Origin of the sequence: Hyphomonas sp., assembly GCF_017792385.1 — a bacterium.
Lineage (GTDB): Bacteria > Pseudomonadota > Alphaproteobacteria > Caulobacterales > Hyphomonadaceae > Hyphomonas.
The window spans coordinates 307117-325465 of sequence record NZ_CP051230.1 but is presented as its reverse complement, the minus strand read 5'-3'; the positions used below and the strand labels follow the sequence as shown (position 1 = coordinate 325465).

12 protein-coding genes are annotated in these 18349 nt (G+C 63.4%); 9 read left to right on the top strand and 3 right to left on the bottom strand.

Translation table 11 applies throughout. From position 1 onward, the window contains the following. Window positions 1-71 precede the first annotated feature (71 nt). The 4 genes from HF955_RS01595 to rplA all read left to right on the top strand — a co-directional run bounded on the left by HF955_RS01595 (window position 72) and on the right by rplA (window position 3168). Window positions 72-923: a M48 family metallopeptidase gene (locus HF955_RS01595; protein WP_291077294.1), complete on the top strand. Its 852-nt coding sequence runs from the start codon at window positions 72-74 to the stop codon at window positions 921-923. A 114-nt stretch (window positions 924-1037) separates the two neighbouring features. Beyond that, window positions 1038-1838 carry a class I SAM-dependent methyltransferase gene (locus HF955_RS01590; RefSeq protein ID WP_291077293.1) on the top strand — a complete coding sequence of 267 codons (801 nt, stop codon included), beginning with the start codon at window positions 1038-1040 and terminating at the stop codon, window positions 1836-1838. Between the two features lie 176 nt (window positions 1839-2014). Continuing rightward, window positions 2015-2461 carry a 50S ribosomal protein L11 gene (gene rplK / locus HF955_RS01585; protein ID WP_027837369.1) on the top strand — a complete coding sequence of 149 codons (447 nt, stop codon included), beginning with the start codon at window positions 2015-2017 and terminating at the stop codon, window positions 2459-2461. A 5-nt stretch (window positions 2462-2466) separates the two neighbouring features. Beyond that, the gene (gene rplA / locus HF955_RS01580) at window positions 2467-3168 is read left to right on the top strand and encodes a 50S ribosomal protein L1 (protein WP_291077291.1); all 702 of its coding nucleotides are present in this window, start codon (window positions 2467-2469) and stop codon (window positions 3166-3168) included. Window positions 3169-3644: 476 nt separating this feature from the next. Here rplA and HF955_RS01575 read toward each other — a convergent pair whose 3' ends face one another. The 3 genes from HF955_RS01575 to HF955_RS01565 all read right to left on the bottom strand — a co-directional run bounded on the left by HF955_RS01575 (window position 3645) and on the right by HF955_RS01565 (window position 7063). After that, a complete protein-coding gene (locus HF955_RS01575; protein ID WP_291077289.1) occupies window positions 3645-5732 on the bottom strand; it encodes a TonB-dependent receptor in 2088 nt (695 codons plus the stop codon). A gap of 67 nt (window positions 5733-5799) precedes the next feature. Beyond that, window positions 5800-6222 carry a hypothetical protein gene (locus HF955_RS01570; RefSeq protein ID WP_291077287.1) on the bottom strand — a complete coding sequence of 141 codons (423 nt, stop codon included), beginning with the start codon at window positions 6220-6222 and terminating at the stop codon, window positions 5800-5802. Window positions 6223-6358: 136 nt separating this feature from the next. Continuing rightward, window positions 6359-7063, bottom strand: a complete 705-nt coding sequence (locus HF955_RS01565; RefSeq protein ID WP_291077285.1) for a hypothetical protein — start codon at window positions 7061-7063, stop codon at window positions 6359-6361. 225 nt (window positions 7064-7288) lie between these two features. On the opposite strand from HF955_RS01565, the gene HF955_RS01560 reads away from it, so the two are divergent. The 5 genes from HF955_RS01560 (at window position 7289) to rpoC (ending at window position 18264) form a co-directional block, all read left to right on the top strand. Continuing rightward, entirely contained in the window at window positions 7289-8278 is a 990-nt protein-coding gene (locus HF955_RS01560; RefSeq protein ID WP_291077283.1) for a hypothetical protein, read from the top strand. Window positions 8279-8677: 399 nt separating this feature from the next. Further along, complete coding sequence (rplJ, locus tag HF955_RS01555) at window positions 8678-9193, top strand: 50S ribosomal protein L10 (protein ID WP_291077281.1); 516 nt, start codon at window positions 8678-8680, stop codon at window positions 9191-9193. 57 nt (window positions 9194-9250) lie between these two features. Beyond that, complete coding sequence (rplL, locus tag HF955_RS01550; RefSeq protein WP_035551239.1) at window positions 9251-9631, top strand: 50S ribosomal protein L7/L12; 381 nt, start codon at window positions 9251-9253, stop codon at window positions 9629-9631. 154 nt (window positions 9632-9785) lie between these two features. Further along, window positions 9786-13922, top strand: a complete 4137-nt coding sequence (rpoB, locus tag HF955_RS01545) for a DNA-directed RNA polymerase subunit beta (RefSeq protein WP_291077278.1) — start codon at window positions 9786-9788, stop codon at window positions 13920-13922. A 121-nt stretch (window positions 13923-14043) separates the two neighbouring features. Further along, window positions 14044-18264, top strand: a complete 4221-nt coding sequence (rpoC, locus tag HF955_RS01540; protein ID WP_291077276.1) for a DNA-directed RNA polymerase subunit beta' — start codon at window positions 14044-14046, stop codon at window positions 18262-18264. Window positions 18265-18349 lie beyond the last annotated feature (85 nt).

Genomic DNA, 18349 nt, shown 5'->3' with positions numbered 1-18349 from the left:
CGCGCAGGGGTGCGATTGCTTTTTGAGGGGGGAGGGCTAACCTCCCGTCCGAGGCGATAGGGAGATTTGAGATGGCCGAACTAGTCGAATTTGATAGCGAAGTGCTGGCTGGCGCGCCGAATGTCCGCCTGTCGCGCCGCGCGCTGATCACCGGCATCGCCGCGGGCACCGTTTTCCCCTTCATTTCCAGCTGCACGACCAATCCGGCAACGGGGTCCAGCCAGCTGATCCTGTTCAGAGAAGATCAGGTCGCCAGCATGGCGGCGACGGCCTGGACCGACATGAAATCGCAGACGCCGGTCGTCTCGAACACCCGGCTCAAGAACCAGGTGCTGAGCGTCTGGGAGCGGACCTCTGCCGGCGCCGTGAAGGCCGGGCACATTGATCCGAACGCAAACTGGGACGTGGCCGTCTTCGATACCGATGACGTCAATGCCTTCGTCATGCCAGGCAACCGGGTCGGCATCTATCGCGGCATCACCGAACTGACCGAGAATGACGATCAGCTTTCCTCCGTGCTGGGGCACGAGACGGGGCATGTTGTCGGACGCCACGCCGCAGAGCGCCTGTCGGTCTCGACCGCCGCGCAAGTGGGCCTGATGGCGGGGCAGATTGCCGTGGCGCAGTCGGAAGAGCTGAGCAAGTATGGCGCGGCGGTTGGCGCACTGGGCGGCGCGGCGATGCAATTCGGCGTGATCCTGCCCTATAGCCGCCGGCACGAGCTGGAGGCTGACAAGCTGGGCGTCGATTACATGCACAATGCCGGCTATGACACGCGCCAGTCCGTGCGCCTGTGGGAGCTGATGGCGGCCCAGTCGGAAGGCCAGCGCCCGCCGGAATTCATGTCCACCCACCCGGACCCGCTGCGCCGGGCCGAGGAGCTGAAGCGCTACATCAACGCCCGTGGCTATGCGCTGATGTAGCCTGCTGGGCGATTGTTTCCGAGCTTGGCTGCCGGGTGCCGCCGGGCCTTCCCCTGACTTTGCGACCGGGGGAGCTGCGGGCGCACAAGCACATGGTGCAGGACGGGGGAACAGATGACCGAAAGCAGGACAGCTGGGGCCAATGGCCGATTGTGGGGCATGCGGGCGCGGGACTGGGCGGATTTGCAGGAAGGCGGATTCCGCGCCGGATATGTTGCCGCGCTTGAGCATGCAGGTGTCGGGGCAGGAACGCGCTACCTCGATGCAGGATGCGGATCCGGCATGGCTGCGGCGTTGGCGGCGGATCGCGGCGCTCAGATAACGGGGATCGATGCATCGGACCCGCTGCTCCGGATTGCCCGGGAGCGTGTCCCGCACGGCGTTTTCCAGACAGGCGATCTGGAAGACCTGCCCTTCGAGGATGACAGCTTCGATGTGGTCGCCGGATTCAACTCATTCCAGTATGCCGGCAATCCCGCAGCGGCGCTGGCCGAAGCCCGGCGCGTGACGGCACCTTCGGGCACAGTGGTCATCATGACCTGGGGCGAGCCGGAAGGCATGGAAGCGGCCGCGATTGTCGGCGCCCTGAAACCGCTCCTGCCGCCCCCGCCACCGGGCGCGCCCGGACCGTTTGCGCTGTCGGACGAGGCCCGGCTGCGCGCATTCGCGGCCGAGGCGGGGCTGACGCCGCTGGAGGTGGTGGATGTGTCGAGCCCCTGGGAATATGAAAGCGCGGCGCTGGCCGTGCGCGGGATCGGCTCTTCCGGCGTGGCGGCGAAGGCCATGGACGCCTCCGGTGAAGACGCCGTGAACGCAGCCCATGCAGCGGCGATTGCGCCATTCGTGAAGGTTGATGGCCGTGTGCGCATTGGCGCGACCTGCCGACTGTTGTTTGCCACGCCCGCGAGACCATGATCTGAGACCTGCCGGTGATCTGGCAGCCTTTCAGCTGGGGAGTTGCAATTCCCCCGTTTTTCAGCCATACGCCCCGCTTCCGTGGGAGGCCGTTAGCCCGGCCAGACCACGGGCCTCCAAAGTAACCGGGCGGATCGAAAGACCACCGCCCCATCTGAAACGTTCGAGAGGACAATATGGCTAAGAAACTGCTGGGGCACCTCAAGCTCCAGATTCCTGCCGGCCAAGCCAACCCGTCGCCGCCTGTCGGCCCGGCGCTCGGTCAGCGCGGAATCAACATCATGGAATTCTGCAAGGCGTTCAACGCCAAGACCCAGAACATGGAACAGGGCCTGCCCGTTCCGGTCGTGATCGACTATTATCAGGACAAATCCTTCACCTTCGTCGTGAAGTCTCCGCCGGCCACTGTGCTGCTGAAGAAGGCTGCCAAGCTGAAGCTTGGCAAGAAGCCGGCTTCCGGCGCCAACAAGCCGGGCTATGAGACGGTCGGCAAGGTCACCATGGCCCAGGTTCGCGAGATCGCGGAAATGAAAATGGAAGACCTGAACGCCAACGACCTCGACGCAGCCTCGAAAATCATTGCCGGGTCCGCCCGCGCAATGGGCATCGAAGTGACGGAGTAAGCATCATGGCGAAACCAGGAAAACGTACCCGCGCCATCGCGGAAACCGTGGACGCCAACAAGGCCTACACGATCACCGAAGCCGTCGCGCTGGTGAAATCGAACGCCAAGGCGAAGTTCGACGAGACCGTCGAAATCGCCGTGAACCTCGGCGTTGACCCGAAATATGCCGACCAGATGGTCCGCGGTGTGGTCAACCTGCCGTCGGGCACCGGCAAGGACGTGCGCGTCGCCGTGTTCGCAAAGGACGCCAAGGCAGATGAAGCCAAGGAAGCCGGAGCCGATTTCGTCGGCGCCGAGGACCTGATGGAGAAAATCCAGGGCGGCTTCATGGACTTTGACCGCGTGATCGCGTCTCCGGACATGATGTCCGTGGTCGGACGCCTCGGCAAGGTGCTGGGCCCGCGCGGCCTGATGCCGAACCCGAAAGTTGGCACCGTCACGCCAAACGTGGCGCAGGCCGTCAAGGACGCGAAGTCCGGCTCGGTCGAGTTCCGCGTCGAGAAGGCCGGTATCATTCATGCCGGCATCGGCAAGGCCAGCTTCTCCGAGGGTGACATCGAGACCAACGTCAAGGCGTTCCTCGATGCCCTGTCCAAGGCCCGCCCGTCGGGCGCGAAAGGCCAGTTCATCCGCAAGATCGCCCTGTCGTCCACGATGGGCGCAGGCGTGGTGATCGACACGGCGGAAGTCAGCCAGACTGCCTAGATCCGACATCGGATTTCGAGAGAGAACAGAGTGAAGCCCGGCGCAGAAATGCGCCGGGCTTTCTTGTGTTTGGCTCTTAATCCTTCGACCCCGGCCAGTTCATCCTTCGACTTCGCTCAGGATGAGTCCGTACATGATGAGCGCTCATGCTGAGCGGGGCGGGTTGGCGGAGCGCACCCCGCCATTTTGCTTCCCGCCCAAACCAATTTGTCATCCCGGAAAATCCGAAGGATTTATCCGGGACCCAGCAGCATGGGTGCCTTGCCGCGAGATGGGTCCCGGATATTTGCTGGCGCAAATTCCGGGATGACAGGGTGAGAGTGATTTCTCCTGTTTGCCGTATCTCCGGCGAATGCCGGAGTCCATTGCGGTTGGCTTCACGGCGTTTCTGCGGGAGACCCCGGCGTGCGCCGGGGAGGCGGCTGTGAGTGGAGCAGGCCACCTCCCCTGCGGGGCAGGGGAGGTGATAGTGATAATCAGCCCACGAAGGACAGGCGGAGGAAGGCGCCGCGGCCGGCGCCGGGGAGGCGGGTGCCCACGGCCACGTCGCTCCAGGCGTTGCGGTTGTAGCCGGACAGATGGTCGCGGGTGACCTGATCGAGCAGGTTTTCCACGCCCGCCGACAGGCGAACGCCCTCTGTCACCTGCCAGTCGCCATACAGGCTGAGCGTCACATAGCCCGGCGTTTCCGCTTCGAGGTTCGTGACCGATACCTTGTCCTGTTCGGCGACGGCGCGGGTTTCCAGCGTGGTGGACCAGGTCGCGCCTTCCCAGGTCAGACCAGCGGTCAGACTGGGCGGAGCGATGCGATAGAGCTCGTCATCGATGTCCCGGCGCTCCCCGCGCACATAGGAGACCACCGCATCGGCGCGCAGCGGGCCGGGCAGGTCGATGCCGGCGTCCAGATCAAAGCCGATCAGCCGCGCTTCGACATTGGTGAAACGCAGGAGGGCTGCAGAGCTGCCATGCATGCTGGCCATCATCTCTTCCATCGAGTCTGCCACGCCCGGCGTGTCATCAAAGGGCGTGCCCTGAATGAAATCGTCGATCTGGCGGATATAGACGGTCGGGCGGATATAGGCCGTTTCGGTCACATAGTCGAAGCCGGTCTCCGCGATCAGGGCCACTTCCGGATCGAGGGACTGGTCGCCCAGATAGACATTGCCATCGGCAAGGCCCGCGCTGGAGCCGGAGGGAAGCCACTGGAACCATTCCAGGTAAAACGGTGCGCGGGATTTCTGCGCCAGCGTCACGCGCCAGGTCAGGTCATCCGTGATCGGACGCCAGAGCCGGGCGGCAACGTCAACTGTGGTCGCGTCCGTGCTGCGGCCTGAGGCATTGTAGCTGGCGGCCAGCATCTTCTGGCCCATCGAGGCATCGGCCCCGAAGGTGGCCGTGCCGCCGGTGCCGTCATAGTCATCGACGCGCAGGCCAAGCTCGGCATTGAACGCGCCGAGCGCGCCGGTCCATTCGGCAAAGGCGCCCGTGCGGTCGATCACGATGTCTGGCAGGGAATAGACGAAGTTGTCGAGATTGCCCGGATCGACCACATGAATGTTGTGGTCTTCCTCGGCCGTGTCCGCGCCGATTTGCAGGCTGCCGCCAAGGGCCGGGAAGGTGGCGGCGATGTCTGCTTTCCGCGTGATGGCATAGGCGAAGGCTTCGCGTTGCATCATGGCCGGGCGCAGGTCGAACGTATTCATTCCGTGTGCGGCATCGGTATAGCTGGCAGACGCCTCGACCAGCACGTCTCCGAAGGTGTTCTCATAGCCGGCCTTCAGCACGTCTGTATCGACGAAGCGAATGTCCATGCCGAAGGGCGGATTGCCGGAGAAGCCGGTATTGTGGCGACGCCAGTCGAGGCTGAACTCGCCGAGATCGGTGCGCAGGCCGGTGGCGAGACCATAGATGCTGCGCTGGAATTCGGAGCCGCCAATCGTGCCATCCTTGTATTCGGTGTCGTCGCCTTCTTCATAGGCGCCAAGCAGGTTTGCCCGCCAGGTATCGGTGGACGCGCCGAGGATGCCGCCGGTGGAGACGCTGTCATTTACGGTGCGGCCGCCAATCGTCAGATCATAGCCGAGGCTGGCATCCGACGAATTGGAATAGTCGGTCTTCTTGAAAACGGCATCCACACCGCCGCCAATGCCCGGTCCTTCGGAGACCGGGCTGATGCCGCGATCAATGTGGACCGCAGCGACGAGGGGTGTGGGGGCGTAGTGCAGGGCCGGATCCATCAGGTTCGGGCCGCCGGAGGCGAAGCTGTGGCCATCAATCCGAAGATTGAGCCGGGGGCCGAACAGTCCGCGATACTGCATCTGGCCGGACATTTCACCATTGCCGATGCGGGCCGCGCCGGGCGTGCGGGCGGTGAGGCGGGTGATGTCCACGCCGTCCAGCGGGGCGGCCTCGGGGATGAGGGCAGAGTCTGTGGCGGTGGTGGTGCGGTGGCCGGTGACGATGATGACGTCCTGAAGGGCCGGGTCCGGCGTTTCGGCGGCGGCGAGCAGGGGGCAGGTGGCCAGGGCGATCAGGCCCGTGCCAGCGGTGAGCAGGTGTTTCATGTACAAGTCCTCTTCGCCTGCATTGGGTCAGCAGGCGGTGTCTGATTGAATTTTCGGGAAAGTCAGATCAGGCGGAGAGGGGCGGCCCGCGCGCAGGCAGACGGGTGTCGATAGGCCGCTGGGACAGCGGCACGACATAGAGGCTGGCGCCGAGCCGGGGCAGGCCGAATTCGGCCGGCGCAGGCAGGGCGGGCGTCCGGGGCAGGTCGAACATGGCGGTCAGCGCGAACGGGCAGGTGGCCGTGTCGGGCAGGTCGCTGTCATGGGAGGGCGCGTCCGGATCGAAATCATCCGGCAGCCTTTCCAGCGTGCCGGCCTCCGGATCGAGCCGCATGAGGGCGCCGACCCCGTCGCCACAGATGCGGATGATGACGCCGCCATCTTCCGCCGTGTCGACCATGTAGCCGGCCGGAACCGTGCCGCGCACGCCCATACCGGCCACAAGGACCAGCAGCGCAAGCATGCGGAGATGTCTGAACAGGGCAGGCATGGGCCGGGGCTATAGCCGGGCCGGGAAAGTTTGCGAACGCGACACTTGCACACATGGGGCGTGTCCCGGGCAGCACGCGCGCCGCCGCCGGCATGGCCGGGGCGGGCGAAAGGGGGCCGGACAGACGCAGGATGTGTCAGCTCGTGTCGGGGCCGACCATGTGTTCGGCGATCAGGTGAATGTCGACCAGGACCGGCCAGGCCGGATCGGTCCGGGCACGGTCCAGGTCTTCCGGTTCCGGGGGCAGCGCCAACGGGCTTTGCCGGTCGGACTCCTTCGCCTTCCGGCGGGCGATCCAGCGGGCGAGCCGCGCGGCTTCATCGTTCAGATTGGCGAAGGCCCCTGCCAGAGCCTGCGCCCGGAACAGGTAGCGGGTTTCAAGATCCGGGCGGACCCCGGGAAGGGCGGCGGGGGCGGGCTCCTGCATCCAGGGCCGTGCATGGGCGTCCATCACCGTGATGCGCGGACAGTCTGCCGGGTCGAGCAGGGGCCGCGGATCACGGGCGGGCCCGGCTTCACGCGGCAGTGGCTCGACCAGCTGGAAACGGGGCAGGCCGGGCATGCGTGCGGCGCCGGGCGTGGCGGCCGGTGGGCGCGTCCCGGGCGATGGGCGTGTCGCCACCGGGACGGGAAGGTCGATCCGCAGCGCCGCGAGATAGATCAGCCGACGTAGCATCAATTCTGCGAGGACCAGCATGTCGAAGGCTTGCCGGGCACGGTCCCTTCCCTGACCGGCCAGCTGCAGGAGCGCCCGCACCAGATGGCCCAGCAGGTCATGGGCAAAGGCTTCCAGCCGGTCCGGCTCGGCCGGCGTGGGGAGAGGGGCGTGGGCAAGGTTCATGGACCGCAGTATCGCCCGGCCCCGGCGGAGGGGGACAGGATTTGCGAACTATTTCGCAAGCGCTTGATTTGATTGGAGGTGCGGCTGGCCAATCCGCCGGATAGGGCGGCGACGCGGCAGTGTGAGCCCCGTCACGGACCCGCCCGGCCGGGTGTGGGAGGGTGGATTGCCCGGCATGGGGCCGGGACGGACGCAATGTCCGCTACAGCCATGGGGATGGGGAAGATGAAACGATTTATGATGGGGGTTGCGGCCCTTGCCGTGGTTTCGGGGTGTGCGAGCACGTCGATCAGCAGACCCGCAGACGTCAGTTTCAACAAATTGCAAACGGACAGCAGGTTTGCGGCCAACTATCGGCGAATTGCAGCCCTGCATCAGGATTTCGGAAAAACGGCGGACAAACTGTCGAAGGAAAGCCGGATACTCAATACGCTCACAGTGGCAGGTGCAACCGCCACGCTGGCGTTTACCGGCTTTGACGCGCATGCCGACAATATCATCGCATCGACTCTGGTGACCAGCGTTGCCGGGGCGTCGGCGACGCAGTTGAAGCCTGGCAACCGCGCGGCCTTCAGGGTGAAGGGGATGCTGGCCCTGAGATGCATTGCCGCGAAGGCGGATAGCTTGATCGACCTGGATGAGCAGAACAAGCAACAACTCGATGAGGCCTTCCAGGTTGCCAGTTCGATTGGTGTCTCATTCGCGGTCAGTGAGTCCGGCTTCTACAACATGCTGAACAGTAGTTCCAACGCGTATGAGGCTCTGAACACGCAACTGTCTCTCGCCACAAGTATTGCTCGCAGGTTCGACTCACCCAGCCCAGGACTGGTCGCAGCCATGTCACGGGCAGAAGCGGCACGCGCGAAGCTGGCGCTGGGCATAAAGGCAGAGCGAGAAGCATTTTCGACCATGTCGACTGCCATCGATCAAGTTGAAGCGGCCATCTATGGCGAAGCGCCGCCATCAATGAAGGGGTTGCTGGAAGCGATTGCGAAAGTCGAATTTCCATCGACAACGGCCCCGCAAGGGACGGCCGATCCAGCCGGAGGCTCTGAATCACTCGATGACACAGAAAAAGCGGAGCTTGCCAGAGCCGATGGAGAGTTGATCGCTGTCCTTGAATATCTCTCGGATCAAGCTGAACTCCTGTCGCCCGAGCAGTCAGTTTCACTGGTAAAAGGGATGACCGCCTGCACCGCGTCCGTGGCACAATAAGGCGGGCGTTCGCGCCGGATGCATGCAGGTTTGAGCTGGCTTCGCGCGCCGGTTCCGGCCCTGTCTTCACCGCCCTTGACTTTTTCTGACTCTGGGGGGTTGCGGGGTTGGGGATAAAGCGTTAACAAGCGCCTCTTGACGGGAGTTCTCTGATATGCATCGGGGGCCTCCCGTTTTCCTGTCCTAGACCATAGGCCCCTTCATTCGGAGGGATAAAGACAGTCCTCTGTCACCTATGCAGACGGGGTGAGGCGTAAAAACGGTTCGGAAACAGGGGGATGCCTCCTCTTGTTGAAAAGCCGGGCAGGCCAATCCCTGGGCAGGCGCTGGATGGCTTCGGCCGGAAGGCGATTACCAGGGCGGCCGGATGGTCCGGGCGCCTCAAACTGGAGACCCGCTATGGATAAAGCTGGAAAAACAGTGGCTCTCGAAACCCTCAAAGGGGTTTTCGGCGAGTCCGGTGCCGTCGTCGTGACGCACTATACCGGTCTTACCGTTGCGGAAATGACCAAGCTGCGCGGCATGCTCCGTAAGGATGGCGCACAGCTTAAGGTGGTCAAGAACCGTCTGGCGAAAATCGCCCTTGACGGTCAAGGCGGTGATGCGGCCCAGGCGCTCTTCTCGGGTCCTGTGGCAATTGCCTACTCTCCCGACCCGGTGTCGGCGGCGAAAGCCACCGACGAGTTTGCCAAGGAAAATGACAAGCTCGTGATCATCGGTGCGGTGATGGGCGATCAGGTTCTCGATGCCAAGGGCGTCGAAAGCCTCGCGAAACTGCCCTCTCTCGACCAGCTTCGTGGCAAGCTTATCGGCCTCCTGCAGGCACCGGCAACCAAGGTTGCTGGCGTCGTTCAGGCTCCGGCTGGCCAGCTCGCTCGCGTGGTGGCGGCCTACGGCTCCAAGGATGCCGCATAAGTCACCCGTTTTCGCACTTTAAAGACTACAAACACCGAACCTACAGGAATTTGAAAAATGGCAGATCTCGAAAAGATTGTCGAAGACCTCTCCGCCCTCACCGTTCTCGAAGCGGCTGAGCTGGCAAAACTGCTCGAAGACAAGTGGGGCGTTTCCGCTGCTGCTCCGGTTGCTGTTGCAGCCGTCGCAGGTGGTGACGCTGGCGGCGCTGCTGCCGCTGAGAAAGACGAGTTCGACGTTATCCTGACCGGCGCTGGCGACAAGAAGATCAACGTGATCAAGCTCGTCCGCGAAGTTCAGCCGTCCCTCGGCCTGAAAGAAGCAAAAGAGCTCGTCGAAGGCGCTCCGAAGCCGCTGAAAGAAGGCGCGACCAAGGAAGAAGCCGAAGAGCTGAAGAAGAAGTTCGAAGAAGCCGGCGCAACCATCGAGCTCAAGTAAGCTCCGGCGACTTCAAAACCGGGCGGCGTTCGCGCGAGGCGCTGCTCTTTCAAAGTCTTGCGCGGCGGTCTCATTCCGGGGCCGCCGCGAACTCGCGTTCTGGCGATAAAGTTGTCAGCCCGGTGGCTGTCGACGCAAAAAATGGGATCCTGGGATGGCACTCTCCTTCACGGAAAAGAAACGTATCCGCAAATCCTTCGGGCGCATTCCCGAAGCCATCGAAATGCCAAACCTGATCGAGGTTCAACGCGAAAGCTACGAACATTTCCTCCAGATGCACACGCCCGCCGACAAGCGGACGGATGATGGCCTGGGCGGCGTGTTCAAGTCCGTGTTCCCGATCACCGACTTTTCCGAGCGTGCGACGCTGGAATATGTCTCCTACGAATTCGAGACCCCGAAATTCGACGTGGAAGAGTGCGTCCAGCGCGACCTGACCTATCAGGCGCCGCTGAAGGTTCGCCTCCAGCTCGTCGTGTTCGATGTCGACGAGGACACCGGCGCCCGCTCCGTCAAGGAAGTGAAGGAGCAGGAATGCTATCTCGGCGACATTCCGCTGATGACCGACAAGGGCACGTTCGTCGTGAACGGCACCGAGCGGGTGATCGTGTCGCAGATGCACCGTTCGCCGGGTGTGTTCTTCGATCACGACAAGGGCAAGACCCACGCCTCCGGCAAGCTGCTGTTCGCCGCCCGCATCATCCCGTATCGCGGATCCTGGCTGGACTTCGAGTTCGATGCCAAGGACGTGCTGAACATCCGCATCGACCGCAAGCGCAAGCTGCCGGCGACGACGATGCTGTATGCGCTGGGCTATGATACCGAGCAGATCCTCGACCTGTTCTACACCAATTCCATCTACCGCCTGGACAAGAAGGGCTGGATCACCGGCTTCCGCGCCGACGCCTGGAAGGGCGTGAAGCCGGAATATGACCTGGTCGACGCCAAGAGCGGCAAGACCGTTGCCGAAGCCGGCAAGAAGATCACCGCGCTGAAGGCGAAACGGATCGCCGAAGCCAATACCGACGAGATCCTGGTCCCGTCGGACGCGCTGATCGGCAAGTTCCTGGCCCGCGACGTGGTCAATCTGGAAACCGGCGAGATCTTCGGCGAAGCCGGCGACATGCTGGAAGAGGAAATGATCGCCGAGATGCGCGACTATGGCATCGACACGATCGAAGTCCTCGACATCGACGCGTCGGGCCGTGGCCCGTGGCTGCGCAACACGCTGAAGGCAGACAAGAACGAGACCCGTTTCGAAGCGCTGTCCGACATCTATCGCGTCATGCGCCCGGGCGAGCCGCCGACCCAGGAGGCCGCCGACGCCCTGTTCGGCCAGCTCTTCTTCGACCCGGAGCGTTACGACCTGTCGGCCGTGGGCCGCGTGAAGATGAACATGCGCCTGAATGTCGGTGTGCCGGGCTATGAAGCCGCAGCCGACGACATGCGCGTGCTGCGTCATGAAGACATCATTGGCGTCATGAAGGTCATCCTCGACCTGAAGGACGGCAAGGGCGAAGTCGATGACATCGACAATCTCGGCAACCGCCGCGTCCGTTCTGTCGGCGAGCTGATGGAGAATAATTACCGCATCGGCCTGGTGCGCATGGAGCGTGCGATCAAGGAGCGTATGGGCTCGGTCGATATCGACACGGTGATGCCGCATGACCTGATCAATGCGAAGCCGGTCGTGGCCTCTGTCCGCGAATTCTTCGGCTCCTCGCAGCTGTCCCAGTTCATGGACCAGACCAACCCGCTGTCCGAGATCACGCACAAGCGTCGTCTCTCCGCGCTTGGGCCGGGCGGCCTGACGCGGGAACGCGCCGGCTTCGAAGTCCGCGACGTGCACCCGACGCATTATGGCCGCATCTGTCCGATCGAGACGCCGGAAGGCCCGAACATCGGCCTGATCAACTCTCTGGCCACGCATGCCCGCGTCAACAAGTACGGCTTCATCGAAAGCCCGTACCGGAAGGTTGTGAACGGCAAGCAGACCGATGAAGTGGTCTATCTGTCGGCCATGGAAGAAAGCATCTATTCGATCGCCCAGGCCAATGCCACGGTGGACGAGAAGGGCATGCTGGCGAACGAGTTTGTCAACGCCCGCGTCGCCGGGGAAGCGACCATGGTGGCCCGCGAGGACATCCAGTACATGGACGTCTCGCCTAAGCAGGTTGTCTCGGTGGCCGCCTCGCTCATTCCGTATCTGGAAAATGACGACGCCAACCGCGCCCTGATGGGATCGAACATGCAACGCCAGGCCGTGCCGCTGGTCCAGTCCGAGGCGCCGTTCGTCGGCACCGGAATGGAAGCCGTCGTGGCACGTGACAGCCGCGCGGCCATCACGGCCCGCCGGTCGGGCGTGGTGGAGCAGGTGGACGCGCTGCGCATTGTTGTCCGCGCGACGGAAGACCTCGAAGGGTCGAAGTCGGGCGTCGACATCTACCGCCTCGCCAAGTTCCGCCGGTCGAACCAGAATTCCTGCATCAACCAGCGCCCGATCGTGCGCGTGGGCGATGTCGTGTCCAAGAATGACATCATTGCCGACGGTCCGTCCACGGACCTTGGTGACCTGGCCCTCGGCCGCAACGTGCTGGTCGCGTTCATGCCGTGGAATGGCTACAATTTCGAGGACTCCATCCTGATCTCCGAACGGATCGTGAAGGATGACGTCTTCACCTCAATCCATATCGAGGAATTCGAGGTTGCGGCCCGCGACACCAAGCTGGGCCCGGAAGAAATCACCCGCGACATCCCGAATGTCGGCGAGGAAGCGCTGCGCAACCTCGACGAAGCCGGCATCGTGGCCGTGGGCGCCGAAGTGAAGGCCGGGGACATCCTGGTCGGCAAGGTGACGCCGAAGGGCGAAAGCCCGATGACGCCGGAAGAGAAACTCCTCCGCGCCATCTTCGGCGAGAAGGCCTCCGATGTGCGTGACACCTCCCTGCGTGTCCCGCCGGGCGACGCCGGTACGGTTGTGGATGTCCGCATCTTCAACCGCCACGGCATCGACAAGGACCAGCGTGCCCTGCAGATCGAGCGTGAGCAGATCGAGAAGCTGCAGGAGGACAAGGAAGACGAACAGGCCATCCTTGAGCGGAACACTTACAACCGTCTGCGCGACCTGCTGACGGGCAAGGAAGCCGCTGCCGGGCCGAAAGGCTTCACGCCGGGCAAGATCACCGCCGGAGCCCTCGACGAGCTGAGCGAGAGCCAGATGTGGGACATCGCGCTGAAGTCCGAGAAGGCACAGGCCGAACTCGACGCCCTGCGCGACCAGTTCGACACCTCGATCCGCGAACTGGAAGCCCGGTTCAACGACAAGGTCGAGAAGGTCCAGCGTGGCGACGACCTGCCGCCGGGCGTGATGAAGGTCGTCAAGGTCTTCCTGGCCGTGAAGCGCAAGCTGCAGCCGGGCGACAAGATGGCCGGCCGTCACGGCAACAAGGGGGTGATCTCGAAGATCAACCCGCAGGAAGACATGCCGTTCCTGGAAGATGGTACGCCGGTCGACATCGTGCTGAACCCGCTGGGCGTTCCGTCACGGATGAACGTCGGTCAGATCCTCGAGACGCATACGGGCTGGGCCTGCCGCGGTCTCGGCCGGATCATCGACAATGCCCTCGACGAGTTCCATCAGAAGAATGATGTCGACGGCCTGCGCAAGGCCCTGAAAACCGCCTATGGCGAGGAACAGGAACTGCCGTCCGAGGACGGGGACATCATCGAACTGGCCGGAAACCTGCGCAATGGCGTGCCGATTGCGACGCCGGTATTCGACGGTGCCCGCGAGAGCGACATCAATGCCATGCTGGAGCGGGCAGGGCTCGACTCCTCTGGCCAGGTGAAGCTGTTCGACGGCCGGACCGGTGTGAAATTCTCGCGCCCGGTCACCGTGGGCTACAAGTATCTTCTCAAGCTGCACCACCTGGTCGACGAGAAGATCCACGCCCGCTCGACCGGTCCGTACTCGCTCGTCACGCAGCAGCCTCTGGGCGGCAAGGCCCAGTTCGGCGGCCAGCGTTTCGGGGAGATGGAGGTCTGGGCCCTGGAAGCCTATGGCGCCGCCTACACGCTGCAGGAAATGCTGACCGTGAAGTCCGACGACACGGCCGGCCGTGCGAAGGTCTACGAGGCCATCGTGCGCGGCGACGACACGTTCGAAGCCGGTATTCCGGAGAGCTTCAACGTGCTCGTGAAGGAAATGCGGTCGCTCGGCCTGAACGTCGAATTGATTGAAGAAGGCTCTGACAGTGATGACGACGAGGAAGCCCCCGTCGCCGCCGAATAGAGCCGATACCTAACCGGATTGCCCCGCCCGTCATGGCGGGGCAGGCCGGACGGAACAGAGATTTCATAGGGCAGGGGCCCGCCAGCCCCGTAAACCAAGCCCACCCAAGGAGCAGACACCCATGCGCCAGGACGTCGCCAGCATTTTCAACCCGAACACTCCGTCGCCGACCTTTGAGGCGATCCGGATCTCGATTGCCAGCCCGGAAAAGATCCGGTCCTGGTCCTCGGGCGAGATCAAGAAGCCCGAAACCATCAACTACCGGACCTTCAAGCCGGAACGGGACGGCCTGTTCTGTGCCCGTATCTTCGGCCCGACGAAGGACTATGAGTGCCTGTGCGGCAAGTACAAGCGCATCAAGTATCGCGGCATCACCTGCGAGAAGTGCGGCGTTGAAGTGACCCTGGCGCGCGTGCGCCGCGAGCGCATGGGCCACATCGACCTGGCTGCCCCGGTCGCGCACATCTGGTTCCTGAAATCGCTGCCGTCCCGGATTTCCGCGCTGCTGGACATGGCGCTGAAGGATGTCGAGCGCGTCCTGTACTTCGAGAGCTATATCGTCGTCGAGCCGGGCCTGACCGAGCTTGAGCCGCTGCAGCTGCTCACCGAAGAAGAATACATGGACAAGCAGGACGAGCTTGGCGAGGACGCGTTCACCGCCATGATCGGTGCCGAGGCCATCCGTGAACTGCTGCAGGGCCTGGACCTGCCGGTTCTGGCCGAGACGCTGCGCGAGGAACTCGCCGAGTCGACGTCCGAACTGAAGACGAAGAAACTGTCCAAGCGACTGAAAGTGGTCGACGCCTTCCTGACGTCGCGCGCCAAGCCGGAATGGATGATCATGCAGGTCATCCCGGTCATCCCGCCGGATCTGCGCCCGCTGGTGCCGCTGGACGGTGGCCGCTTTGCGACCTCCGACCTGAACGATCTCTATCGCCGGGTGATCAACCGGAACAACCGCCTGAAGCGCCTCATGGAACTGCGCGCGCCGGACATCATCATCCGCAACGAGAAGCGGATGCTGCAGGAATCCGTCGACGCCCTGTTCGACAATGGCCGTCGCGGCCGCACCATCACGGGCACCAACAAGCGCCCGCTGAAATCGCTGTCCGACATGCTGAAGGGCAAGCAGGGCCGCTTCCGCCAGAACCTTCTGGGCAAGCGCGTCGATTATTCCGGCCGTTCGGTCATCGTGGTTGGCCCGAGCCTGAAGCTGCACGAATGCGGCCTGCCGAAGAAGATGGCGCTGGAACTGTTCAAGCCGTTCATCTATGCGCGCCTCGACGCGAAGGGCCTGGCCGGTACGGTCAAGGCGGCGAAGAAGCTGGTCGAGAAGGAAAAGCCGGAAGTCTGGGATATCCTGGACGAGGTGATCCGCGAGCACCCGGTTCTGCTGAACCGCGCGCCGACGCTGCACCGCCTGGGCATCCAGGCCTTCGAACCGAAACTGATCGAGGGCAAGGCCATCCAGCTGCACCCGCTGGTCTGCGCCGCGTTCAACGCCGACTTTGACGGTGACCAGATGGCCGTGCACGTGCCGCTGAGCCTTGAGGCCCAGCTGGAAGCGCGCGTCCTGATGATGTCCACCAACAACATCCTGTCGCCAGCCAACGGCAAGCCGATCATCGTGCCGTCGCAGGACATCGTTCTGGGCCTGTACTACCTGTCGCTGGACCGCGACGGCGAGCCGGGCGAGGGCATGATGTTCTCCGACGTGGCCGAGATCGAGCAGGCCATCGACAATGGCCTCGTCAGCCTGCACTCCAAGGTGAAGGCGATGTATGAGGGCGTCGATGATGAGGGCAATCCGTGGCGCCGCGTGATCGAAACCACGCCGGGCCGCTTCATGATCGCCAACATCCTGCCGCGCATGAAGGGCATCCAGCCGGACCTGGTCAACACGACCATGACCAAGAAGACGATCTCCAAGATCATCGACGAGGTCTATCGTCTGTGCGGCCAGAAGGCGACGGTGATCTTCTGTGACAAGATGATGGAACTGGGCTTCCGCGAAGCTGCCAAGGCGGGCATCTCGTTCGGCAAGGACGACATGGTCATCCCGGCGGCCAAGCAGAAGCTGGTCGACGCCACCAAGGAGCAGGTCTCCGAGTACGAGCGTCAGTATGCTGATGGTCTGATCACGCGCGGCGAGAAGTACAACAAGGTGGTCGATGCCTGGTCGACCTGTACCGACAAGGTGGCCGACGCCATGATGGACGCCGCCGCCGAGGCACAGGCGGCCAAGGGTGACCGGAAGGCCCAGGTCAACTCGATCTACATGATGGCCGATTCCGGTGCGCGGGGGTCGAAGAACCAGATGAAGCAGCTGGCCGGCATGCGCGGCCTGATGGCCAAGCCGTCCGGCGAGATCATCGAGACGCCGATCATCTCGAACTTCAAGGAAGGCCTGACCGTTCTCGAATACTTCAACTCGACGCACGGCGCCCGCAAGGGTCTTGCGGATACGGCTCTGAAAACGGCCAACTCCGGTTACCTGACCCGCCGCCTTGTCGACGTGGCCCAGGACTGCATCATCAATGAGGATGATTGCGGCACCGAGAAGGGCATCGACATTTCCGCCGTGCTGGAAGGCGCCGATGTGGTCGTCTCCCTGGCCGAGCGCATCCTGGGCCGTGTCACGGCGACGGATGTGAAGAATGTCGAGGGCGAACTGATCGTTCCGGCCAACACCTATATCGACGAGGAACTGGCCGACACGATCGAGAAGGCTGGCGTCGACGTCGTCAAGGCGCGCTCCCCGCTGACCTGTGAAGCCAAGAACGGCATCTGTGTTCAGTGCTATGGCCGTGACCTGGCCCGCGGCACGGTCGTCAACCGCGGCGAAGCGGTTGGCGTCATCGCGGCCCAGTCGATCGGTGAGCCGGGCACGCAGCTGACCATGCGGACCTTCCACATCGGTGGTGCGGCCCAGGTGGCCGACCAGTCGTCCGTCGAGGCGAGCTTCGAAGGCACGATCCGGTTCAAGGATGCCGAGACCGTCACCCGCAAGGACAAGACGCTGGTTGTCGTCGGACGCCGCATGCAGGTGGAAGTGCTGGATTCGGACGGCCGTACGCGCCAGTCCTTCCGTCCGGCCTATGGTACGCGCCTGATGGCCAAGGATGGTGACAAGGTTCCGGCCGGCACGCTGCTGGCGGACTGGGATCCGTTTGCCCAGCCGATCGTTTCCGAAGTGGCTGGCCAGATCAAGCTGGTTGACGTCATTGACGGCGTGTCCGTCCGTGAGGAGACCGATGAGGCGACGGGCATCTCCTCGCGCGTCATCATCGACTGGCGCTCGGCGTCCAAGTCGGCAGACATCAAGCCGTCGGTTCAGATCGTCGGCAAGGATGGCGAGCCGGTGAAGCTGCCGAACGGATCGGATGCGGTCTATCTCCTGTCTGTCGGGGCCATCCTGTCGGTGGCCGATGGCGACAAGATCGAAGCCGGTGACACGATTGCCCGTGTCACGACCGGCGGTGCCAAGACCAAGGACATCACCGGCGGTCTGCCGCGTGTGGCCGAACTGTTCGAGGCGCGTCGTCCGAAGGACCACGCCATCATCGCGGAAGTCGACGGCAAGGTCGTCTATGGCCGCGACTACAAGAACAAGCGCCGCGTCTCCATCGTTCCGCTGGAGGAAGACAAGGAGCAGATCGATTACCTGGTGCCGAAAGGCAAGCACCTTGCCGTGCAGGACGGGGACTTCATCAAGCGTGGTGAATACCTGATGGACGGCAACCCGGCCCCGCAGGACATCCTGCTGACGCTGGGCGTCGAGGCGCTGGCCAATTACCTGATCGACGAAGTGCAGAAGGTCTATCGCCTGCAGGGCGTGCCGATCAACGACAAGCACATCGAGGTCATCGTGCGCCAGATGCTGCAGAAGGTCGAGATCACCGATCCGGGCTCCACGGGCCTGATCACCGGCGAGCATGTCGATGTGATCGAGTTCGAGCAGGCCAATGAAGCGGTGCGCAAGTCCCGCAAGAAGGACCAGGAAGAGGCCAAGGCCATTCCGCTCCTGCTGGGCATCACGAAGGCGTCCCTGCAGACCCGCAGCTTCCTGTCGGCTGCCTCGTTCCAGGAAACGACCCGCGTCCTCACCGAGGCGGCGATCCAGGGCAAGGTCGACACGCTGGAAGGTCTCAAGGAGAACATCATCGTGGGCAGCCTGATCCCGGCCGGTACGGGCGGTGGCATCCGCCAGTACCGCCGCGTCGCCGCCGATCGCGACCAGAAGCTGCGCGCCAAGCGGGCCGCTGCCGCCGCGAAGGACCAGGAAGCGCTGGAAACCACGGCCGCCCTGCCGGCACCGGAACCGGAAACCCCGGCCGAATAGGCCCGGTCTTCCGCTTGTACGAATTGGGAAAGCCTGCCAGTTTCGGCAGGCTTTCCTGCATCTGGGGAGAGCCTGCCTGACCGGA